The organism is Roseateles sp. (assembly GCF_052436255.1).
Classification (GTDB): Bacteria; Pseudomonadota; Gammaproteobacteria; order Burkholderiales; family Burkholderiaceae_C; genus Pelomonas.
The window spans coordinates 15,571-36,119 of the sequence record NZ_JBQVNP010000031.1; the positions used below are offsets into that span (position 1 = coordinate 15,571).

Consider the following 20,549-nt stretch of genomic DNA (forward strand, 5'->3'; position numbering starts at 1 on the left):
CAGGCCGTCACCCAATATTTTTGATGACTCAAGAAAAACTGACCTCCCGCCGCCTGCGCTCGCAGGACTGGTTCGACAACCCCGACCACATCGACATGACGGCGCTCTACCTGGAGCGCTTCATGAATTACGGCATCACGGCCGAGGAGCTGCGCAGCGGCCGCCCGGTCATCGGCATCGCCCAGAGCGGCAGCGACATCAGCCCTTGCAACCGCATCCACCTGGAGCTGGCCAAACGGGTGCGCGACGGCATCCGCGACGGCGGCGGCATCCCGATGGAGTTCCCGCTGCACCCCGTGTTCGAGAACTGCCGCCGCCCCACCGCCGCGCTGGACCGCAACCTGGCCTACCTCGGTCTGGTGGAGATCCTGCACGGCTATCCGATCGACGCCGTCGTGCTGACCACCGGCTGCGACAAGACCACGCCCGCCCAGCTGATGGCCGCCGCCGCGGTGGACATCCCGGCCATCGTGCTGTCGGGTGGGCCGATGCTGGACGGCTGGTTCGAGGGTGAACTGGCCGGCTCGGGTGCCGCGATCTGGAAGGGCCGCCGCCAGCTGGCCGCGGGCGAGATCGACGAGGAGAGATTCCTGCAGATCGCCGCTGCATCGGCGCCCTCGGCCGGCCACTGCAACACCATGGGCACGGCCTCGACAATGAACGCCATCGCCGAGGCCCTGGGCATGTCGCTGACGGGCTGCTCGGCCATCCCCGCGCCCTACCGCGAGCGTGGCCAGATGGCCTACCTGACCGGCAAGCGCATCGTCGAGATGGCGCACGAGGACCTGCGCCCTTCGCAAGTGCTAACGCGCGACGCCTTCCTCGACGCCATCGTCGTCAACGCGGCCATCGGCGGCTCCACCAACGCCCAGCCGCACATCGTCGCGATGGCGCGGCATGCCGGCGTGGAGCTCAAGTCCAGCGACTGGATGGAGTACGGCCACCGCGTGCCGCTGCTGCTGAACATGCAGCCGGCCGGGCGTTTCCTCGGCGAGCGCTTCCACCGTGCCGGCGGCGTGCCGGCGGTGATGTGGGAGCTGCAGCAGGCCGGCCTGCTGCGCGCCGGGCGGCCCACGGTGACGGGCCGGACGATGGCGGCCAACCTGGCAGGTCGCGAGACCGCGGACCGCGAGGTCATCTACCCCTTCGCCGCACCGCTGAAGGAGAACGCGGGCTTCTTCGTGCTGTCGGGCAACCTGTTCGACTTCGCGATCATGAAGACGAGCGTGATCTCGCCCGAGTTCCGCGCCCGCTACCTCAGTGAGCCGGGCCGCGAGAACGTCTTCGAAAGCCGCGCCATCGTCTTCGACGGCAGCGGCGACTACCACGCCCGTATCAACGACCCGGCGCTCGACATCGACGAGGGCTGCATGCTCGTCATCCGCGGCGCCGGCCCGGTGGGCTGGCCGGGCTCGGCCGAGGTGGTCAACATGCAGCCGCCCGACGCCCTGATCAGGCGCGGCATCAAGAGCCTGCCGACGCTGGGCGACGGCCGCCAGTCGGGCACGTCGGACAGCCCCTCCATCCTGAACGCCTCGCCCGAGAGCGCGGTGGGCGGCGGACTGGCTTGGCTGCGCACCGGCGACCGCATCCGCGTGGATTTGAACGCCGGCCGCTGCGACGTGCTGGTCAGCGACGACGAACTCGCCCGCCGCAAGGCCGGGCCGCGGCCGCCCGTGCCGGCCAGCCAGACGCCTTGGCAGGAGATCTACCGCAGCACCGTCGGCCAGCTGGAGACGGGCGCCTGCATGGAGCTGGCCGTGCCCTACCGCAACCTCGCCGACAAGCTGCCGCGCCACAACCACTGATTCGCGGCGTGCACGCGCCAGTTCCAACCCCTGTTCCCTATCCCAGATGAAGTTGGCAACCCTGCTCAAGTTCGCCCGGCTGGCGCTGCTGCCGCTGGCGCTGTCGCACACCGGCCTGAACGCCCAGCCGGCGCCGGCCACCCTGCTGCCGGTCGTGCAGCCTGCCGACGCCGTGCTGACCGTCAGGCCCAACCGCGCCGACTGGACCTACCCGCTCGGCGCACCGGCCAGCTTTCACATTGCCGTGGACCTCAAGCCCTACCCGGTCGGCGGCGTGGCCATCAAGTACCGCCTCGGCCCGGACATGCGCGAGGGCCGCGAAGTCGATGCGGTCGTGCCGGCGCAAGGCCTGACCCTGCCGGTGCCGGCGCAGGCGACGCCCGGCTTCGTGCGCTGCATCGTCAATGCGCGGCTGGACGGCAAGGCGCTGACGAGCATCGCCACCGTCGGCTTCGCGCCCGATCGCATCCAGGCCACGCAGGCCGACCCGGCCGACTTCGACGACTTCTGGCGCCGCCAGAAGGAGGTCCTGGCGCAGGTACCCGTGGACCTGCAACTGCGGCCCGCGCCGGAGTTGTCGACGCTCAAGGTCGAGGCCTTCTACCTGAGCTTCCAGAACGTCGGCAACTGGGCCGGCCCGAGCCGCTTCCACGGTGTGCTGGCGGTGCCGCGCGCGGCCGGCAAGTTCCCTGCGCTGCTGAATGTGCCCGGCGCCGGCGTGCGGCCCTACCGGGGCAACATCGGCATGGCCGAGCAGGGCCTCATCACGCTGCAGATGGGCATCCACGGCATCCCCGTCAACCTGGGCCCGGAGGTCTATGAACAGCTCAGCCGCGGCGCGCTGGCCGACTATGCGCGCTATGGGCTGGACGACCGCAACGGCTACTACTACCGCCGCGTCTACCTCGGCGTGCTGCGCGCCAGCGAGGTGCTGGCCAGCCACGAAAAATGGGATGGCAAGACGCTGATCGCCGCTGGCGGCAGCCAGGGCGGGCAGCTGTCCATCGTGGCCGCCGCGCTCAATCCCAAGGTCACCGCGGTGGCGGCCGACTACCCCGCCTACAGCGATGTCTCGGGCTACTGGCATGGCGGCACCGGCGGCTGGCCCGGCCTGTTCCGCACGGCGGCCGACGGCCAAATGACCGACACCCCGGCCGAGCCCAAGCTGGCCACCAGCCGCTACTACGACAGCGTGAACTTCGCGCGCCGCCTCAAGGTGCCAGGCCACTACAGCTGGGGCTACAACGACATGGTCACGCCGCCCACCTCGCTGCACGCCGCCTACAACGCCATCACCGCGCCCAAGCGCCTGCTGATCGCACCAGACGCCGCCCACAGCAGCACGGCCGAACAGAGTCGCCAGCGCACCGACTGGATATTTCGGCAAGCCGCTATCAAGCCCTGACCCCAAGCAACATGACCCAGCCCCTGCCCGACTTCCGCCAGCGCGCCACGCTGCTCGCCCACATCCAGCACACGCTGGCCTTCTATGCGCCACGCTCGGTGGACGACAGCGGCGGGTTTTTCCATTTCTACAAGGACGACGGCAGCGTCTACGACCGCCACACCCGCCACCTCGTTAGCAGCACGCGCTTTGTCTTCAACCATGCGATGGCCTGGCGCCAGTTCGGCAACGCCGACGACCTGGCCCGAGTGCGCCATGGCCTGGCCTTCATCCGTGACGTGCACCGCAACCCCGCCACCGGCGGCTACGCCTGGCAGCTCGACTGGCGCGACGGCGTGAAATCGGTGCAGGACGGCACCAACCACTGCTACGGCCTGGCCTTCGTGCTGCTGGCCAATGCCCATGCGCTGCAGGCCGGCGTGGCCGAGGCGCGCGCCTATCTGCGTGAAACCTTCGAGCTGATGGAGCGGCGCTTCTGGGAGCCCGCCCACGGCCTGTATGCCGACGAGGCGAGCGCGGACTGGTCGATGCTGGCGCCCTACCGCGGCCAGAACGCCAACATGCACACCTGCGAAGCGCTGATCGCGGCCTTCGAGGCCAGCGGCGAGCGCGACTACCTGCTGCGCGCCGAAACGCTGGCGCGCAACATCGCGCAGCGCCAGGCGGGCCTCTACGGCGGGCTGGTGTGGGAGCACTACCGCCAGGACTGGTCGGTCGACCCCGACTACAACCGCGACGACAAGACGAACATCTTCCGCCCCTGGGGTTTTCAGCCTGGCCACCTGACGGAATGGGCCAAGCTGCTGCTGAGCCTGGAGCGGCATGCCAACCAACTCGCCGGGCCGGTCGACTGGCTGGCACCACTCGCCGCGAAGTTCTTCGACGTCGCGCTCGAGAAGGCCTGGGATCACGAGCATGGCGGCATCTGCTACGGCTTCGGTCCGGCGAGTGACGGCTTTGCCATCTGCGACGCCGACAAATACTTCTGGGTCCAGGCCGAAAGCCTGGCCGCCGCCGCGCTGCTGGGCGAGCGCACCGGCGAGGCTCGCTACTGGGATTGGTATGACCGTATCTGGGCCTACAGCTGGCAGCACTTCGTCGACCACGAGCACGGTGCCTGGTACCGCATCCTGAGCGCGGCCAACGAGAAGGTCACCGACGAGAAGAGCCCCGCCGGCAAGACCGACTACCACACGATGGGCGCCTGCTACGAAGTCCTCAACGTCCTGAAGGCCTGAATGACGAGCGCTGACTTCCCCGTCTTCGTCGCGGCCGGCGAGGCGCTGACCGACCTCATCGCGCAGGACTCGCAGCACCAGCGTTGGCAGGCCCTCGTCGGCGGCTCGACCTGGAACGTGGCCCGCGTCATGGCGAAGTTAGGCCTGCCCAGCGCCTTCGCCGGCGCCATCAGCCAGGACGTGTTCGGCGATGCGCTGTGGCGCGCCAGCGGCAACGCCGGCCTGGACCTGCGCTTCCTGCAGCGCGTCAGGCGCTCGCCGCTGCTGGCCATCGTGCACGAGACCCGGCCGCCGCAATACTTCTTTGTCGGTGACGACAGCGCCGACCTCCACTTCGACGCCGGCCTGCTGCCCGATGGCTGGATGGCGCGGGCCGTCTGGGTGCATTTCGGCGGCATCAGCCTGGCGCGCCGGCCGCTCAGCGACAAGCTGCTGGCACTGGCCGCGGCCCTCAGGCGCGCCGGCGTGCGCATCAGCTACGACCCCAACTACCGCGCGCTGATGGACGAGGCCTACGACGCCACGCTGCAGCGGATGGCGGCGCTGGCCGAGGTGGTGAAGGTGTCCGACGAAGACCTGCAGGGCCTGTTCCGCACCGACGACATCGCCGCGGCCTTTGCACGGCTGCGAGCCTTCAACCCGGGGGCCACCTATCTCTATACCCGTGGCGCGGAGGGGGCCTCGCTGCATGTCGGCGAACAATGCTGGCAGGCCCGGGTGCCGCCCGTGGAGGTGGTCGATACGGTCGGCGCGGGCGACGCCAGCATCGCTTCGCTGCTGTATTCGCTCAGCCAGCGCGCGGGCTTGGCGCCGGCCGAGCATCTGCGCTTTGCAGTGGCCGGCGGCGCGGCGGCCTGCCTGGGTCCGGGCGCCAGCCCGCCCAGCCTCGAGCTGATCGAGCGCCTGCTGGCCCAGGTGCCGGTGCAGGCCGGCTGACCGCGACGGATCAGGCGTCGACGATCACTGCGAAGCCGCCGAAGATCATCCGCTGCCCGTCGAAAGGCATGCCCTCCGGCCCCTTCTGCATGCTCGGGTGCGCCATCACCTGCTTCATCCCTGCATCACGTGCCTGCTTCGACGGCCAGACGATCCACGAAAAAACAACCGTCTCGTCGGCCTTGCGTTGCACCGCCATCGAGAAGGAAGTGACTTTGCCTTCCGGCACGTCGTCGCCCCAGCACTCAACCACCTGCAGCGCGCCATGCTGCTTGAACAGGCCGGACATCTCCCGCGCCAGCGCGATGTAGGCGTCCCGGTTGGCGGTGGGCACCGGGACCACATAGCCGTCGACATAGTTCATGTTTCGCTCCGTTGAGGGTCACGGCAACAGCGCCGTCTCCTGGACGACGAAGGATGGCTGCCTTGCTCGACAAAACATGGGCGGTGAAGATGTAAAGGCAGCTGGCGCGGCGTCGGTCTTGCTCAGAGCGTGCAACGGTTGCGACCCATGGACGGGCGCCCGCCGCCTGCCCGCCTTAGCTGAAATGGCGGTCAAGTCCTACACCCGTCGAGCGACCCGGTAGCGCAAGGTGCGGGCATGCGACTTCGGAGCCCGTCGGGCGTTGCCAGCACATGCAATTTGCAACTTCAGAACGTCTGACATTCGGCCTTGAACTGGAGCTTGAGGTCATCGATGCTGGCACGGGCCAGCTGTCGCCGTCCAGCCTGTCCATCTGGGAAGAGCTGCAGGCGACGGAGCATGGTCAGCAGTTCGCGCTCGAGGCCACGCAGGCGACCATCGAGTTGAACTCTTCCATCCACACCGATGCTGTATCCATGCACGAGGAAGTGCATGCGCGAGTGAGGCAGCTGCAGGATGTTGCTGCATCACAGGGCCTGGGAGTCTGCGGGGGCGGCACCCATGTCGCCCAGTTCTGGAACGAACGCGTCCTGACGCCATCGGAGCGCGCCTACAAGCTCGACGACCGCTTCGGGTTCCTGCCCAAACGCTTCTCGACCTACGGGATGCACGTTCACGTCGGCATGCCCGACCCGGAGAGTGCGCTGCGCGTGGCCAATGTCCTCCAGGCCCACGCGCCACTGTTCATCGCCATGGCGGCGTCGTCGCCGTTCCTGCAGAACGGCGACTCTGGCTTCGCGGCCTCCCGTCCACTGGAGACGCTGGTGTACCCCAATGGCGGACCGATGCCCTACCTGGTCGATTGGGCGCACTTCGAGTCCCTGGTGCAAGAGTTCTTCAACACGGGCATTGCGGACTCGCTGAAAGACATCTACTGGGATGTCAGGCCGAAGCCGGAATTCGGAACCGTCGAAGTGCGGGTTTTCGACACACCGTTGCGGGTCAGGAAGGCCGTCAATCTGGCAGCGTTCACGCGCGCGCTGGCAGGCCTGGTGCTGGACGGCAAGCTCGATCTGCCGAATCCGCGTCGTCACGTCACCGAGGGCAAGGTCAGCCGCTTCCTGGCTTGTCGTGACGGTCTCCAGGCGCGGTTGTTCAACCCGGTCAGCGGTCGATGGCTGGTGGCGCGTGACTGGGCGCTTGCGATCAGCGAGCAGATCGTTGCGCACAGCCCGACTCCGACGGACCAGCAGGCGCTGGAGGCGCTGGCGTCCGGCATTCATGACGAAGAGGATCACGCCCGCATGCGCGCGCTCTGGCGCAACCTGTCGCCCTCTGGCCGCTTGCCTGAAGGTTCTGCGCCAAGCGGCCAGACATTGGCTGCCTATTCTGCGCACTTGTGCGGCGAGCTGCTGCAAGCCGACTGACCTCCGTCTCAGCGTCGGAGTCGGAGCCGTTGGGCGCAGGGCCGCAGTACGGATGCTTTTCGACGTCTTGATTGGTGGGCGGTGCAGGTTTCGAACCTGCGACCCCCACAGTGTGAATGTGGTGCTCTACCCCTGAGCTAACCGCCCAATCAAAAACTGCTCCGGACCGCTTTCCGGACCGCTCCGGCCGTCTGCTTTCAGGATCCACCATCACTCGAGCAACGAGTCTTGGTGGGCGGTGCAGGGTTCGAACCTGCGACCCCTGCCGTGTGAAGGCAGTGCTCTACCGCTGAGCTAACCGCCCTGAAAGCGTGGCCCGCCTTGCGGGAAGCCCGCGATTATGCCACGGCTTGTGGGGCGGGCTGGAGCTTTCGCCACTGGCAGGCGCCGCCCGAGGCCTTGTCCAAATCGGCCAGCAGCTTGGCATGGGCCGCCACCTCGGCTTCGCTGGCAAGCAGCACCGGCAGCTCGAAGCGGCTCAGGTCGACGGCCTCTACCGTGACATGCATGTCGCTGTTGCCGGCGTCGCCATGGTCGTCCATCAGCAGAGCGTCCTGGCCACGCGTCAGGCGGATATAGACGTCGGCCAGCAGTTCGGCGTCCAGCAGCGCACCGTGCAGCACGCGCTTGGTGTTGTCGACTTCCAGGCGGCGGCACAGCGCGTCCAGCGAGTTGGCCTTGCCGGGGAAGAGATCACGCGCCATCAGCAGCGTGTCACGCACGCCGCCGACGTGGTCGGTCAGCACGCCGCGTCTCAGGCGCTTGAGCTCGGCGTTGATAAAGCCAATGTCAAAGGGCGCGTTGTGGATGACCAGTTCGGCGCCGGTCAGAAATTCCAGGAGCCGGTCGACGATCTCGGCGAACTTGGGCTTGTCCGCCAGAAACGCCTCGGTCAAGCCGTGCACCCGCAGCGCGTCTTCATGGCTGGCGCGCTCAGGGTTGATGTAGAGGTGAAGGTTGTTGCCGGTCAACTGCCGATTGACCATCTCGACGCAGCCGATCTCGATGACGCGGTCGCCCTTGTCGGCGTCCAGGCCGGTGGTTTCGGTGTCGAAGAAGATCTGTCTCATATCAAGCCACGGCCGGTCTGGCGTTGCGTTTGGTTGCCCAGACAAAAATGCAGATGCCAGCCAGGATCATCGGCAGGCTCAGCCATTGGCCCTGGCTCCAGCTCAGCGCACGCAGGCCGAGGAAGTCGTCGGGTTCGCGGAAATATTCCGCCACGAAACGCAAGGCGCCGTAGCCCATCATGAAGACACCAGAGATCTGGCCGGTCGCGCGCGGCTTGCGTGCGTACAGCCACAGGATGATGAAGAGCAGCAGCCCCTCACCGGCCGCCTGGTAGAGCTGGGACGGATGGCGGGCGATACCGCCGTCATGGGCCTGTGGAAACACCATGGCCCAGGGCAGGTCCGCGGGCGCCTGCCGGCCCCACAGCTCACCGTTGAGGAAATTGCCAAGTCGCACGGCCATGATGCCGGTCGGCACGCACGGGGCGATCAGGTCGGACACCTCGAAGAAACCGCGCTGGCGCTGGCGGCCGAACAGCCACAGGCCGAACAGCACCCCCAGCAGGCCGCCATGGAAGGACATGCCGCCCTTCCAGACCGCAAACACTTCGGCGAGGTGGTCGATGTAGTAGTCGGGCTTGTAGAAGAAGCAGTAGCCCAGCCGCCCGCCGATCACGACACCGAGCACGCCATAGAACAGCACGTCATCGACGTCGCGCTTTGTCCAGCCCACGGCTGCATGCTGGGGCATGCGCGCGCGCCGGCCGGCCAGCCACAGGAAGAGGCCGAAGGCCACCAGATAGGTGATGCCATACCAATGCACGGCCACGGGGCCGAGCTGGAGGGCGACGGGATCGAACTGCGGATGAACCAGCATGGCCCGGGGGATTAGCGGAAGCGGCGCGCATCATAGCCAGCGCCCTACTCCGCAGGCTTCAGCCCAGCTCGGCAAGTTGCTTCCTGGCGCTCTCCACATTGCGCGGGTTGGCGCGCTTGTTCTGCACGAATCGCTCCAGCGCCAGTCTGGCGCCAGCCTTGTCACCCTTGGCGAGCAGGGCCTGACCGAGGCGGTGGTCGATGGGCAGGCGCTCGGCACCGTCCAGCACGCGAGCCCGCTCCAGCGCCTTGACCGCCTCCTCGGGCTGGCCCATCTCGACCAGCACGCGGCCCAGGCCGTAGGGGCCGGCTGCGTGGCCGGGATGGTCACGCAGCAGCGCCTCGAAGATGCCACGCGACTTGGGCAGGTTCTTCTGCTCCATGAACTCGAATCCCAGTCGCGTCCACTGGCCGCGCAGCTCGCGCACCAAGGCACGGTCCTCGCCCGGCTTGACGCCGGCCAGCTCGCGCTCGGCGCCCGCCCAGTCCTTGTCGTTCATGGCCAGCATGGCGCGCAGCAGCCGGGCCTGCTCGGGTTGGCGCGGCTGCACGTCGGCAGCCAGCTCCTTGGCCTTGGCCGCGCTCCCGCCGGCGAAGCCCGGCGCCATCAGGTAGAACTGCGCCAGCCCGCTGCGTGCCTCGAACAGCTGCGGGTCCTGCTCCACCGCCCTGAGGAACTGCTCCTTGGTCTTGCTCGCCAAGCCAGGCATCTTGAAGACGCTGGCCGTCATCGCTTGCTGGCCATAGACGCGGCCCAGCGCATAGCTGCAGATGGCCTGCGGACGCTTGTCGGCGCAGGCCAGCAGCGCGGGCAGGCTGGCTTCCAGGCGCGCAGCGTCGTTGTCGTCAACGGCGGTCATGGCCAGCGCAACGGCGGCCTGGTCGTCATCCGGCTGTACCTTGACGCGCGCTTGGGCGGCGCGACTCAGTTCGGCGGTCTTGCCGGCGTCCAGCCAGGCCTGCCATTGCGGGTCCTTGAGCAGATCGGCGTGGCTAGAGCCAGCCAGCAACGAGAGAGCGAAGGGGAGCAGACGTAGGTGCATGCGGGGGTTTCCAAATAGGGTTGGCATTGAACGCGCCAAGCCGCGACGGCGGTGCCGGGGTTTCCCCGGCATGACTTCAGGCATGGTGGCGCATGTGCTCGACGAAGCGAGCAACAACGGGCGGCGCATCGGTGCGCCAGATCAGGCTTGTCTCCACCTCGGGCGCATCGGCCATGGCGCGGTAGACCACGCCGGCACGCTGCAGGCCCTGCAGGCTGGCCGGCACCCAAGCCACCCCGATAGCGGCCGAGACCCGGTTGATGATGGTCTGCATCTGGATCGCTTCCTGCCCTACCGTCACACCTTGGCCCGCGCCGCCGTGGTGGGCCAGGATGGCGTCATAGAGCGAGGGCGCGACGTCGCGTGGAAAGATGACGAGCGGGGCCGCCCGGCATTGCGCGTCGCTGGGGCCCTCGTCACTGCTGGGCAGCGCCAGCACCAGCGGCTCGACGCCCACGGACAGGCGCTCGAAACCGGCCGGCGCCTGGCCGGGCGTGTGGATGACGAATCCAGCGTCGACGCTGCCGGCAGCGAACTCGTTCAACTGCACGTCGAGCGTCGCCTCGCGCAAAGCCAGCGCGACCTGCGGGCAGGCATCGCGGAAAGACCGCAGCCACTGCGGCAGCCCGCCGAAACCGACGGTGGAGACGAACGCCAGCCGCAGCCGCCCCGCCAGCCCAGCGGCCACCGCCCTGACCTCGGCCGGCAGCGCAGCCGCTTCAGCGAGCAGCTTCTGTGCCGAGCCCTGCAAGGCAACGCCCGCGGGTGTCAGCTGGACGCTGCGGCTGTTGCGCTCGAACAGCTGGACGCCGAGCTGGGCCTCCAGCTTGCGCACCGCCTGGGTCAGCGGCGGCTGGCTCATGTGCAGGCGCTCGGCGGCCCGGCCGAAGTGCAGCAGCTCGGCCACGGCGAGGAATTGCTGCAAGGGGCGTAGCTCGATCATTGATTCATTCTGCATATCAATCACTACTGAACAATATATTTGAAACGCGAACCGGCACGCGCCACACTGCCGGCTTCAAGAGGAAACCGCCATGAGCTTCAACCGCCGCAGCAAGAACATCACCGAGGGCGTCGCCCGCGCGCCCAACCGCTCCATGTACTACGGCATGGGCTATGAGGAGGGCGACTTCGGCAAGCCGATGATCGGCATCGCCAACGGTCACTCGACGATCACGCCCTGCAACTCCGGCCTGCAAAAGCTCGCCGACGCCGCCGTCATCGGCCTGAAGGCGGCCGGCGCCAACGCCCAGTTGTTTGGCACACCGACCATCTCCGACGGCATGGCCATGGGCACCGAGGGCATGAAGTACAGCCTGGTGTCGCGCGAGGTCATCTCCGACTGCGTGGAAACCTGCGTTGGCGGCCAGTGGCTGGACGGCGTGATGGTCATCGGCGGCTGCGACAAGAACATGCCCGGCGGCATGATGGGCATGCTGCGCGCCAACGTGCCGGCCATCTACATCTACGGCGGCACCATCAAGCCGGGCCACTACAAGGGCCAGGACCTCAACATCGTCAGCGTCTTCGAGGCCGTCGGCCAGTTCAGCGCCGGCAAGATGAGCGAGGAAGACTTCTGCCAGATCGAGAAGCGCGCCATCCCGGGCAGCGGCTCCTGCGGCGGCATGTACACGGCCAACACGATGAGCTCGGCCTTCGAGGCGCTGGGCATGAGCCTGCCCTATTCGTCGAGCATGTCCAACGTCGAGGATGAGGTGGTCGACAACGTGAAGAAGGCGGCCGACTACCTCGTTGAAGCCGTCAAGGCCGACCTGAAGCCGCGCGACATCGTCACGAAGAAGGCGATCGAGAACGCCGTCGCCGTCATCATGGCCACGGGCGGCTCGACGAACGCGGTGCTGCACTTCCTGGCCATCGCCCACGCGGCCGAAGTGGACTGGACCATCGACGACTTCGAGCGCATGCGCAAGAGGATCCCGGTGCTTTGCAACCTCAAGCCCAGCGGCAAATACCTGGCCGTGGACCTGCACAAGGCCGGCGGCGTGCCGGCCGTCATGAAGGAGCTGTTGGCCGCCGGCCTCCTGCACGGCGACTGCATCACCATCACCGGCAAGACGGTGGCCGAGAACCTGGCCGACGTGCCGGCCCTGAGCGCCGACCAGGACGTCATCCAGCCGGTGGCCAAGCCCATCTATGCCGAAGGCCACCTGGCGATCCTCAAAGGCAACCTGAGCCCCGAAGGCTGCGTGGCCAAGATCACCGGCCTGAAGAACCCCGTCATCACCGGCCCGGCGCGCGTCTTCGACGACGAGCAGTCGGCGCTGGCCGCCATCATGGCCAACAAGATCGTGGCCGGCGACGTCATGGTGCTGCGCTACCTCGGCCCCAAGGGCGGCCCCGGCATGCCGGAAATGCTGGCCCCCACCGGCGCGCTGATCGGCCAGGGCCTGGGCGAAAGCGTCGGTCTGATCACCGACGGCCGCTTCTCGGGCGGCACGTGGGGCATGGTCGTGGGCCATGTGGCGCCCGAAGCCTACGAAGGGGGTGTCATCGCGCTGGTGCAGGAGGGAGACTCCATCACCATCGACGCCCACCAATTGCTGTTGAACCTGAACGTCAGCGATGCGAAACTTGCCAAGCGCCGCGCAGCGTGGGTTCAACCCGCGCCGCGTTACACGCGCGGCGTGTTGGCCAAATTCGCCAGAAACGCATCCAGCGCAAGCACCGGCGCGGTGCTGGACCTCTTCGAGTAGGCCGGCAGCGCAGGGCTTTGGGTGGGCGCAGTCAGCGCTTCTTCTTCCCTGGCCTGAATTGCCCCAGCGCTTCCATCTGCTGCTCACGGCGCGCAGCCTTGCGCTCGTCCATCGATTGCATGGCCTTGCGCTGCGTCAGGCCGGAAGCGTCGGCCCAGGCCCACCAGGCTGCGGCCAGCGCAAAGGGCGACAGCACGATGACCCAGGCCCAGAGATCGTCCTGGTGGAACTGCACCCAGCCGCCGAGACGCAAAACAACGCACAGCACGCCGATCAATACGAAAACCATGCGTCAACTCCTTCGGGTATCTTTGCGTTCACTGTAGTCCAACGCCTCGAAAGGTTTGCATGAAGAATGTACTGATCCTCAGCCTTGCGCTGCTCGCCCCGGCCGCGGCCTTCGCCAACCAGGAGATGGCCCAGAAAAAGAATTGCATGGCCTGCCATGCGATGGACAAGAAGCTGGTCGGCCCGTCGTACAAGGACGTGGCTGCCAAATACGCCAAGGACAAGGACGCTTACAAGAAGCTGGCCGAGAAAATCTCCAAGGGCGGCGCCGGCGTATGGGGACCGGTGCCGATGCCGGCCAATCCGCAGGTCAGTGCGGCCGAAGCCGAAACCCTGGCCAAGTGGGTCATGACGGTCAAGTAAAAGAGACCATTCACCTGGACGAACAGGCCCCGCGGGGCCTGTTTGCTTTTGGAGGCCTTGCGCGCGCCCCGCAAAAATCCGTCAGTAGGCTTGACCCAGTTGCTCCGGGGTGGACGGGTTCTGGTGCTCGCTCACATCGCAAGCGATAGAGCAAGCCCCAAAACCGCTGTCAGCTTCGCCTCCCCCGCAGTTCGTGCGGCCTGAGCAGCTGGGTCAGTAAGCCTGGCCCAACTGCTCAAGGATCGCGGGATTCTCCAAGGTGGACGTGTCCTGCGTCACGGTCTCGCCCTTGGCCACCGAGCGCAGCAGGCGCCGCATGATCTTGCCCGAGCGGGTCTTGGGCAGGTTGTCGCCGAAGCGGATGTCTTTGGGCTTGGCGATGGGGCCGATCTCCCTGGCCACGTGGTCGCGCAACTGCTTGGCGATCGCCTTGGCCTCGTCGCCGCTCGGGCGCGGGCGCTTCAGCACGACGAAGGCGCAGATGGCCTCACCCGTGGTGTCGTCCGGGCGGCCGACGACGGCCGCCTCGGCCACGAGCTCGGTGCAACTGACCAGCGCCGACTCGATCTCCATCGTGCCCATGCGGTGGCCGGACACATTCAGCACGTCGTCGATACGGCCGGTGATGGTGAAGTAGCCGGTCTCCGCATCGCGGATGGCGCCGTCGCCAGCCAGGTAGTAGCCCCTGAGCTCAGGCGGGTAGTAGCTCTTCTTGAAACGCTCGGGGTCGCCGTAGATGGTGCGGATCATGCTCGGCCACGGCTTCTTGACGACCAGGATGCCGCCCTGGCCGTCGGGCACGTCGTTGCCGGTCTCGTCAACGATGGCCGCCGTGATGCCCGGGAAGGGCAGCGTGCAGGAGCCGGGCACCAGCGTCGTCACGCCAGGCAGCGGCGTGATCATGTGGCCGCCGGTCTCGGTCTGCCAGAAGGTGTCGACGATGGGGCAGCGGCCGCCGCCCACGTGCTGGTGGTACCACTCCCAGGCGGCGGGGTTGATGGGCTCGCCAACCGAGCCGAGCAGGCGCAGGCTGGTCAGGTCATAGCGCTTCGGGTGCACGGCCTCGTTGCTTTCGGCTGCCTTGATCAGCGAGCGGATGGCCGTGGGCGCCGTGTAGAAGATGGTGACCTTGTGCTTCTGGATCATTTGCCAGAAGCGGCCGGCGTCCGGGTAGGTGGGTACGCCCTCGAAGACGATCTCGGTGCCGCCCAGCGCCAGCGGGCCGTAGGTGATGTAGGTGTGGCCCGTGACCCACCCGATGTCGGCCGTGCACCAGAAGATGTCGGCGTCCTTCAGGTCGAAGGTCCACTTGGTGGTCAGCGCCGCATGCAGCAGGTAGCCGCCGGTGCTGTGCTGCACGCCCTTGGGCTTGCCCGTCGAGCCGGAGGTGTAGAGCAGGAAGAGCGGGTGCTCGGCCTCGACCCACTCGGGCGCACAGGTGGTGGACTCGGCGGCCATCAGCTCGTGCAGCCACAGGTCGCGGCCCTCGACCCAGGCGATCTTGCCGCCGGTGCGCTTGTAGACGATGACGTCCGCCAGCGTCGGGCAGACGCCGCCCTCCAGCGCCTCGTCAACGATGGCCTTCAGCGCCAGCGCCTTGCCGCCGCGCAGCTGCTCATCGGCGCAGATCAGCGCCACGGCGCCGGCGTCCTGGATGCGGTCGCGCAGGCTCTGCGCCGAGAAGCCGCCGAACACCACCGAATGCGTCGCGCCGATGCGGGCACAAGCCTGCATGGCGACCACACCCTCCACCGACATGGGCATGTAAATGACGACACGATCACCCTTCTTGATGCCGCGCCCCTTGAGCGCATTGGCAAGCCGGCTGACCTTGTCCAGCAGCTCGGCATACGTCACGTTGGTCACGGTGCCGTCGTCGGCCTCGAAGATCAGCGCGGTCTTGCCACCCTTGCCGGCTTCGACGTGGCGGTCCAGGCAGTTGTAGGAGACATTGAGCTTGCCGTCCTCGAACCATTTGAAGAAAGGCGCATCGCTGTCGTTGAGCGTCTTGGTGAACGGCGTTTGCCAACTGATCAGCTCACGGGCCAGGCGGGCCCAGTAGCCGGCGTAGTCCTTCTCGGCCTCGGCCACCAGCGCTGCATAGCCGGTTTCGCCCTTCACATGGGCATTCGCCACCCAATCGGGGCTGGGCGCATAGGTGTTGAGCGTGCTCATGGCTTGTCTCCTTTGTTGCTTGGCGCGGACTGTGCTTCGGGCGTCTGACGAAGCCCTGACGGCGTGATGTCATCCACGCCGCCTAGAATTTCCTGCATTCTGCTTGGTCCTCCTCAATGCGCTCCGATCCTCAATTACGCCCGCTGCCCCGCCTGATCTTTGCCAGCCGCTGGCTGCAACTGCCGCTCTACCTTGGCCTGATCCTGGCCCAGGCCGTCTATGTATTCCAGTTCTGGACCGAGTTGGTGCATTTGATCGAGGCCGCGTTCGGCAATCAGGACGCGCTCGCCACCCTGGTCAAGAGCATTGGCTATAAAGCCATTGCCATCAAGGATGCAGCCGACAACGTGATCGGCTACGAGCCCATCGTCAAGCTGAACGAAACCATTCTGATGCTGGTGGTCTTGGGACTGATCGACGTGGTCATGATCTCCAACCTGCTGATCATGGTCATCGTGGGTGGCTACGAAACTTTCGTGTCGCGCATGGACCTGGGCAACCATCCCGACCAGCCCGAATGGCTGAGCCACGTCAACGCCTCGGTGTTGAAGGTGAAACTGGCGACGGCCATCATCGGCATCAGTTCCATCCACCTGCTCAAGACCTTCATCAACGCCGACAACTACACCCAGCAGACGCTGATGTGGCAGACGCTGATCCACATTGCTTTCCTGTTTTCGGCCATGGCGATTGCCTACACCGACCGGTTGTTGGCCACGCCGACCGGCAAGCACTGAACGCCCGGTTCAGCGCCCCACCATCTGCCCAGGAACGACCCAGGCATCGAACTGCTCGGCCGTCACGTGGCCCAGCGCCAGCGCCGCGTCGCGCAAGCTGGAGCCGTCGTGGTGCGCCTTCTTGGCGATCTGCGCGGCCTTGTCGTAGCCGATGTGGGTGTTGAGCGCTGTCACCAGCATCAGTGAGCGCTCGACCAGCTCGGCGATGCGCACCTCATTGGGCGTGATGCCCACGGCGCAATGCCTGTCGAAGCTGGCCATGCCGTCCGCCAGTAGTCTGACGCTCTGCAGGAAGTTGTGGATCACCATGGGGCGGAACACGTTCAGCTCGAAGTTGCCCGACGCGCCGCCGATATTGATGGCCACGTCGTTGCCCATCACCTGAGCGGCCAGCATCGTCACCGCCTCGCTCTGCGTCGGGTTGACCTTGCCCGGCATGATGGACGAACCCGGTTCGTTCTCCGGAATGTTGATCTCACCGAGGCCACTGCGCGGGCCGCTGGCCAGCCAGCGCACATCGTTGGCGATCTTCGTCATGCTGGCAGCAAGTGTCTTGAGCGCGCCATGGGCGTGGACCAGCGCGTCGCATGAAGCCATCGCCTCGAACTTGTTTGGCGCGGTCACGAAGGGCTGGCCGGTCAGCCGCGCGAGCTCGGCAGCCACCGCTTCGGCATAGCCCTTGGGTGCATTCAGGCCCGTGCCGACCGCAGTGCCGCCCAGCGCCAGCTCATGCAGATGCGCCAGCGCGTTCAGCACGTGGCGCTCGCCATGCGCCAGCTGAGCGACCCAGCCGGAGATCTCCTGTCCCAGCGTCAAAGGCGTCGCGTCCTGCAGATGGGTTCGACCGATCTTGACGATGTCGTCGAAGGCCTCGGCCTTCTGCTGCAACGTTTCCCGCAACGCGCGGAGTGGCGGCAGCAGGCGCTCCGTCAGCGCCTGCACCGCGGCCACATGCATGGCAGTCGGGAAGACGTCGTTGCTGCTCTGGCTGCGGTTCACGTCGTCGTTGGGATGTACCAGGCGGCCCTCGCCGCGCGCGCCACCCAACAGTTCACTGGCACGGTTGGCCAGCACCTCGTTGACATTCATATTGGTTTGGGTGCCGGAGCCGGTTTGCCAGACGACAAGCGGGAACTCGTCCACGTGCATGCCGGCAATGATTTCGTCCGCAGCGGCAACGATGGCGTCCGTCGTCTTCGTGTCCTGCAACCCCAGCGCGCAATTGACCACGGCCGCGGCGCGCTTCACCTTGGCCAGCGCACGGATCAGCTCCGGGGCCTGGCGCTCGCCCGAGATGTCGAAGTTCTGCAGCGAGCGCTGCGTCTGCGCCCCCCATAACTTGTCGGCCGGTACTTCGATGGGGCCAAAGGTGTCGCGTTCGATGCGGGTGTTCATGAGACTCTCATTGATGGCGGCCCTCAGTCCAGCACGGCGATCTTCACCCTGTCGAGCAAATTTACACACTCCAGCTAGAACTTTTGCAGACACCTCACAAGCCATTGATCTGCTTGACATTTTCAGCTTGGCATCCTCCTTGCTAAAACCGGTTGGTTACTTACTTCCGTGGAGATAAACATGCAGATTCAAAAGATCCTCGCCACAGCGTCGCTGCTGGTTCTGACCGCCACTTCCGCAGTCGCTGCGCCGGTTGTCTACAACCTGTCGCTGCCGAACATCTCGACGTTCGACAGCGTCATCACCGGCACCGGAGCCTCCGTCTTGACCGCCCAGGTCACTGCGGCCAGCTCGTACAACTACGTCGACCTCGGCGGCAACCCGGCCACGGTCACCGTGACGCGCACCTCCAATGGCGCTCTGGCCACCACCAGTGGCGGCTACAGCAGCAACGGCCAGTCACTGTCCGGCAACGTTTGGAACATCAATCCCAGCGCCGGCCTGGGTGGTGCTGCCGGTGGTAAGCCCGACATCAACGGCTACACCAGCGGCCTGACCTTCACGTTCTCTTCGCCGGTCAACGCCTTCGGCTTTGAGATCGGCGACTGGGCGACTTGCTGCATGGGCGGCACGCGCTCGGCTGCCGTGCAAAGCGCCTACGGCGTGGCAGCGACCGGATCGGGCCTGTGGATCGCCTTCGACGGCGGCGCGGCAACCTTGCCGGCCAACGCCCTGAGCGCCAATGACCACCCCGGCTACCCCGCGGCTCGCAGCTACACCAATTTCATCGGCGCGATCGACTCGTCGGGCACCTTCAGCAAGGTGACCTTCTTCGGCGACGGCTTCGGCGAGTTCCTGGTCGCTGGCGGCACGCTGCGCTTCGCCTCGGTTGCGATCGGTTCGGTCGGCAACCTGCCTGAGCCGGCTTCGCTGGCCCTGGTCGGCCTGGCCCTCGGTGGCGTGGCCTTGGCACGCCGCCGCAAGAGCGCCTGAAGAGGCTTCAGCGATCAGCGCTGATGCGCTGAGGCAAGTCGAGTGTTGAAAGCAGTCCTCGGCAGCGCAAGCTGTCGAGGACTACTCCTTTTGGGAACCGCACATACGCCTGCCGCGCGAGGGGCTGCCGGATAATTGTTGGAACATCCCCATTGCGCCTGCAGGACTCCATGAGCACCACGATCAAGTACTTGGACCTCGTCGAGAGCGTCGCCGCCGCCCTCCAGTACATCAGCTACTACCACCCCGCCGACTACATCGCCCACCTGGCCCGCGCCTACGAGGCCGAGGCTTCGCCCGCCGCCAAGGATGCGATCGCACAGATCCTCACCAACAGTCGCATGTGTGCTGAAGGCCGGCGTCCAATCTGCCAGGACACCGGCATCGTCAACGTCTTCCTGAAGATCGGCATGGACGTGCGCTGGGAAGGCTTCAGCGGCAGCATCGAGGACGCCATCAACGAAGGCGTGCGCCAGGGCTATCTCAACCCGGACAACAAGCTGCGCGCGAGCGTGCTGGACGACCCCATCTTTGCGCGCAAGAACACCAAGGACAACACACCCGCCGTTGTCCAGATGGAAGTCGTGCCCGGCAACACGATCGATGTCATCGTCGCGGCCAAGGGCGGCGGCAGTGAGAACAAGAGCAAGATCTACATGCTCAACCCCAGCGACGACATCGTCGAGTGGGTGCTGAAGACCGTGCCGACGATGGGCGCCGGCTGGTGTCCGCCCGGCATGCTGGGCATCGGCGTCGGCGGCACCGCAGAGAAGGCGGCGCTGCTGGCCAAGCAGGCGCTGATGGAAGACATCGACATGTACGAGCTGCTGCAGCGCGGCCCGCAGAACAAGCTCGAAGAGATGCGTATCGAGCTCTACGAGAAGGTCAACGCCCTGGGCATTGGCGCGCAAGGCCTGGGCGGCCTCACCACCGTGCTGGACGTCAAGATCAAGACCTTCCCGACCCACGCCGCCAGCAAGCCCATCGCGATGATTCCGAACTGCGCGGCTACCCGCCACGCCCACTTCGTGCTGGATGGCAACGGCCCAAGCTACCTGGAGCCGCCGAGCCTCGACCTTTGGCCCGACGTGAACTGGGCGCCGGACTACAACAAGAGCAAACGCATCGACCTCAACGCGCTGACGCCCGCAGAAGTGGCGACCTGGAAGCCCGGCGACACGCTTCTGTTGAACGGCAAGATGCTGACCGGGCGTGATGCCGCTCACAAGCGTATCCAGGACATGCTGAGCAAGGGGGAAACCCTGCCCGTGGATTTCACCAACCGCGTCATCTATTACGTCGGCCCGGTCGACCCGGTGCGCGACGAGGTCGTCGGCCCCGCCGGCCCGACGACGGCCACGCGCATGGACAAATTCACCGACATGATGCTGGCCAAGACCGGCCTCATCGCGATGGTCGGCAAGGCCGAGCGCGGCCCGGTCGCTATCGAATCCATCAAGAACCACAGGAGCGCCTACCTGATGGCGGTAGGCGGCTCGGCCTACCTTGTCAGCAAGGCGATCAAGGGCGCCCGGGTCGTCGGCTTCGAAGACCTCGGCATGGAAGCGATCTACGAGTTCGACGTCGTTGACATGCCCGTCACCGTGGCGGTCGACGCGACCGGCACCAGCGCCCACATCACCGGCCCGGCCGAGTGGAAGCAGCGCATCGCATCGGGCAAGGCCATCGGCATCCCAGTCGCTGCGGTATGACAGCAGCATGATCGGAGGCCCCCAATGGGGGCCCGAGCAGTCAGCCTACTCACCCACTCGCAAGG

The 20,549-nt window shown here is 66.4% G+C and carries 18 protein-coding genes and 2 tRNA genes; 10 read left to right on the top strand and 10 right to left on the bottom strand.

Translation table 11 applies throughout. The annotated features are described in order from the left end of the window. Nucleotides 1-23: 23 nt before the first annotated feature. The 4 genes from ACT6S0_RS09715 to ACT6S0_RS09730 are packed head-to-tail and all read left to right on the top strand — an operon-like array spanning nucleotide 24 to nucleotide 5,387. A complete protein-coding gene (locus ACT6S0_RS09715) occupies nucleotides 24-1,808 on the top strand; it encodes an IlvD/Edd family dehydratase (RefSeq protein WP_444763700.1) in 1,785 nt (594 codons plus the stop codon). 46 nt (nucleotides 1,809-1,854) lie between these two features. Beyond that, entirely contained in the window at nucleotides 1,855-3,213 is a 1,359-nt protein-coding gene (locus tag ACT6S0_RS09720; RefSeq protein ID WP_444763701.1) for an acetylxylan esterase, read from the top strand. Nucleotides 3,214-3,224: 11 nt separating this feature from the next. Then, nucleotides 3,225-4,451 carry an AGE family epimerase/isomerase gene (locus ACT6S0_RS09725; protein WP_444763702.1) on the top strand — a complete coding sequence of 409 codons (1,227 nt, stop codon included), beginning with the start codon at nucleotides 3,225-3,227 and terminating at the stop codon, nucleotides 4,449-4,451. Then, nucleotides 4,452-5,387, top strand: a complete 936-nt coding sequence (locus ACT6S0_RS09730) for a carbohydrate kinase family protein (RefSeq protein ID WP_444763703.1) — start codon at nucleotides 4,452-4,454, stop codon at nucleotides 5,385-5,387. 10 nt (nucleotides 5,388-5,397) lie between these two features. Here the strand turns inward: ACT6S0_RS09730 and ACT6S0_RS09735 are convergent, their stop codons facing one another. Next, complete coding sequence (locus tag ACT6S0_RS09735) at nucleotides 5,398-5,751, bottom strand: DUF1428 domain-containing protein (protein WP_444763704.1); 354 nt, start codon at nucleotides 5,749-5,751, stop codon at nucleotides 5,398-5,400. A 272-nt stretch (nucleotides 5,752-6,023) separates the two neighbouring features. Between ACT6S0_RS09735 and ACT6S0_RS09740 the strand changes: the two genes are divergently transcribed. Continuing rightward, nucleotides 6,024-7,178, top strand: coding sequence for a YbdK family carboxylate-amine ligase (locus ACT6S0_RS09740; protein ID WP_444763705.1), 1,155 nt, complete (start codon nucleotides 6,024-6,026; stop codon nucleotides 7,176-7,178). A gap of 72 nt (nucleotides 7,179-7,250) precedes the next feature. Here ACT6S0_RS09740 and ACT6S0_RS09745 read toward each other — a convergent pair. The 6 genes from ACT6S0_RS09745 to ACT6S0_RS09770 form a co-directional block, all read right to left on the bottom strand. Then, nucleotides 7,251-7,325, bottom strand: a tRNA-Val gene (locus ACT6S0_RS09745). An 82-nt stretch (nucleotides 7,326-7,407) separates the two neighbouring features. After that, a tRNA-Val gene (locus tag ACT6S0_RS09750) sits at nucleotides 7,408-7,482 on the bottom strand. Nucleotides 7,483-7,516: 34 nt separating this feature from the next. After that, nucleotides 7,517-8,248: a DNA polymerase III subunit epsilon gene (gene dnaQ, locus ACT6S0_RS09755; RefSeq protein WP_444763706.1), complete on the bottom strand. Its 732-nt coding sequence runs from the start codon at nucleotides 8,246-8,248 to the stop codon at nucleotides 7,517-7,519. Between the two features lies 1 nt (nucleotide 8,249). Further along, nucleotides 8,250-9,065: a prolipoprotein diacylglyceryl transferase gene (lgt, locus tag ACT6S0_RS09760; protein WP_444763707.1), complete on the bottom strand. Its 816-nt coding sequence runs from the start codon at nucleotides 9,063-9,065 to the stop codon at nucleotides 8,250-8,252. A 58-nt stretch (nucleotides 9,066-9,123) separates the two neighbouring features. Next, entirely contained in the window at nucleotides 9,124-10,107 is a 984-nt protein-coding gene (locus tag ACT6S0_RS09765; RefSeq protein ID WP_444763708.1) for a tetratricopeptide repeat protein, read from the bottom strand. Nucleotides 10,108-10,183: 76 nt separating this feature from the next. Then, the gene (locus ACT6S0_RS09770) at nucleotides 10,184-11,050 is read right to left on the bottom strand and encodes a LysR family transcriptional regulator (RefSeq protein WP_444763709.1); all 867 of its coding nucleotides are present in this window, start codon (nucleotides 11,048-11,050) and stop codon (nucleotides 10,184-10,186) included. 91 nt (nucleotides 11,051-11,141) lie between these two features. Between ACT6S0_RS09770 and ilvD the strand changes: the two genes are divergently transcribed. Further along, entirely contained in the window at nucleotides 11,142-12,821 is a 1,680-nt protein-coding gene (ilvD, locus tag ACT6S0_RS09775; RefSeq protein ID WP_444763710.1) for a dihydroxy-acid dehydratase, read from the top strand. Nucleotides 12,822-12,852: 31 nt separating this feature from the next. Here ilvD and ACT6S0_RS09780 read toward each other — a convergent pair whose 3' ends face one another. Further along, on the bottom strand, nucleotides 12,853-13,110 hold the full coding sequence (locus tag ACT6S0_RS09780; protein ID WP_444763711.1) for a TIGR04438 family Trp-rich protein: 258 nt from the start codon (nucleotides 13,108-13,110) through the stop codon (nucleotides 12,853-12,855). Nucleotides 13,111-13,169: 59 nt separating this feature from the next. On the opposite strand from ACT6S0_RS09780, the gene ACT6S0_RS09785 reads away from it, so the two are divergent. Then, nucleotides 13,170-13,472 (top strand): c-type cytochrome, encoded by a 303-nt coding sequence (locus tag ACT6S0_RS09785; protein ID WP_444763712.1) that lies wholly within the window; start codon nucleotides 13,170-13,172, stop codon nucleotides 13,470-13,472. Nucleotides 13,473-13,685: 213 nt separating this feature from the next. Here the strand turns inward: ACT6S0_RS09785 and acs are convergent, their stop codons facing one another. Then, nucleotides 13,686-15,647 carry an acetate--CoA ligase gene (gene acs / locus ACT6S0_RS09790; RefSeq protein WP_444763713.1) on the bottom strand — a complete coding sequence of 654 codons (1,962 nt, stop codon included), beginning with the start codon at nucleotides 15,645-15,647 and terminating at the stop codon, nucleotides 13,686-13,688. Between the two features lie 116 nt (nucleotides 15,648-15,763). Here acs and ACT6S0_RS09795 point away from each other — a divergent pair, with 116 nt between their 5' ends. Beyond that, nucleotides 15,764-16,384 (top strand): TIGR00645 family protein, encoded by a 621-nt coding sequence (locus ACT6S0_RS09795; protein WP_444763714.1) that lies wholly within the window; start codon nucleotides 15,764-15,766, stop codon nucleotides 16,382-16,384. A 9-nt stretch (nucleotides 16,385-16,393) separates the two neighbouring features. Here ACT6S0_RS09795 and fumC read toward each other — a convergent pair whose 3' ends face one another. Next, nucleotides 16,394-17,779: a class II fumarate hydratase gene (gene fumC / locus ACT6S0_RS09800; RefSeq protein ID WP_444763715.1), complete on the bottom strand. Its 1,386-nt coding sequence runs from the start codon at nucleotides 17,777-17,779 to the stop codon at nucleotides 16,394-16,396. A 180-nt stretch (nucleotides 17,780-17,959) separates the two neighbouring features. Between fumC and ACT6S0_RS09805 the strand changes: the two genes are divergently transcribed. Together ACT6S0_RS09805 and ACT6S0_RS09810 are read left to right on the top strand one after the other, a co-directional pair. Continuing rightward, nucleotides 17,960-18,772, top strand: coding sequence for a PEP-CTERM sorting domain-containing protein (locus ACT6S0_RS09805; protein WP_444763716.1), 813 nt, complete (start codon nucleotides 17,960-17,962; stop codon nucleotides 18,770-18,772). Nucleotides 18,773-18,942: 170 nt separating this feature from the next. Next, the gene (locus tag ACT6S0_RS09810; RefSeq protein WP_444763717.1) at nucleotides 18,943-20,484 is read left to right on the top strand and encodes a fumarate hydratase; all 1,542 of its coding nucleotides are present in this window, start codon (nucleotides 18,943-18,945) and stop codon (nucleotides 20,482-20,484) included. Nucleotides 20,485-20,549 lie beyond the last annotated feature (65 nt).

Bases quoted from the DNA above. Each gene is read 5' to 3' on its own strand.
- ACT6S0_RS09740 (WP_444763705.1), top strand. From the start codon at position 6,024: ATGCAATTTGCAACTTCAGAACGTCTGACATTCGGCCTTGAACTGGAG.
- ilvD (WP_444763710.1), top strand. From the start codon at position 11,142: ATGAGCTTCAACCGCCGCAGCAAGAACATCACCGAGGGCGTCGCCCGC.
- ACT6S0_RS09730 (WP_444763703.1), top strand. From the start codon at position 4,452: ATGACGAGCGCTGACTTCCCCGTCTTCGTCGCGGCCGGCGAGGCGCTG.
- lgt (WP_444763707.1), bottom strand. From the start codon at position 9,065: ATGCTGGTTCATCCGCAGTTCGATCCCGTCGCCCTCCAGCTCGGCCCC.
- ACT6S0_RS09725 (WP_444763702.1), top strand. From the start codon at position 3,225: ATGACCCAGCCCCTGCCCGACTTCCGCCAGCGCGCCACGCTGCTCGCC.
- ACT6S0_RS09720 (WP_444763701.1), top strand. From the start codon at position 1,855: ATGAAGTTGGCAACCCTGCTCAAGTTCGCCCGGCTGGCGCTGCTGCCG.
- ACT6S0_RS09785 (WP_444763712.1), top strand. From the start codon at position 13,170: ATGAAGAATGTACTGATCCTCAGCCTTGCGCTGCTCGCCCCGGCCGCG.
- ACT6S0_RS09780 (WP_444763711.1), bottom strand. From the start codon at position 13,110: ATGGTTTTCGTATTGATCGGCGTGCTGTGCGTTGTTTTGCGTCTCGGC.
- ACT6S0_RS09810 (WP_444763717.1), top strand. From the start codon at position 18,943: ATGAGCACCACGATCAAGTACTTGGACCTCGTCGAGAGCGTCGCCGCC.
- ACT6S0_RS09765 (WP_444763708.1), bottom strand. From the start codon at position 10,107: ATGCACCTACGTCTGCTCCCCTTCGCTCTCTCGTTGCTGGCTGGCTCT.
- acs (WP_444763713.1), bottom strand. From the start codon at position 15,647: ATGAGCACGCTCAACACCTATGCGCCCAGCCCCGATTGGGTGGCGAAT.
- ACT6S0_RS09715 (WP_444763700.1), top strand. From the start codon at position 24: ATGACTCAAGAAAAACTGACCTCCCGCCGCCTGCGCTCGCAGGACTGG.
- fumC (WP_444763715.1), bottom strand. From the start codon at position 17,779: ATGAACACCCGCATCGAACGCGACACCTTTGGCCCCATCGAAGTACCG.
- dnaQ (WP_444763706.1), bottom strand. From the start codon at position 8,248: ATGAGACAGATCTTCTTCGACACCGAAACCACCGGCCTGGACGCCGAC.
- ACT6S0_RS09795 (WP_444763714.1), top strand. From the start codon at position 15,764: ATGCGCTCCGATCCTCAATTACGCCCGCTGCCCCGCCTGATCTTTGCC.
- ACT6S0_RS09805 (WP_444763716.1), top strand. From the start codon at position 17,960: ATGCAGATTCAAAAGATCCTCGCCACAGCGTCGCTGCTGGTTCTGACC.
- ACT6S0_RS09770 (WP_444763709.1), bottom strand. From the start codon at position 11,050: ATGATCGAGCTACGCCCCTTGCAGCAATTCCTCGCCGTGGCCGAGCTG.
- ACT6S0_RS09735 (WP_444763704.1), bottom strand. From the start codon at position 5,751: ATGAACTATGTCGACGGCTATGTGGTCCCGGTGCCCACCGCCAACCGG.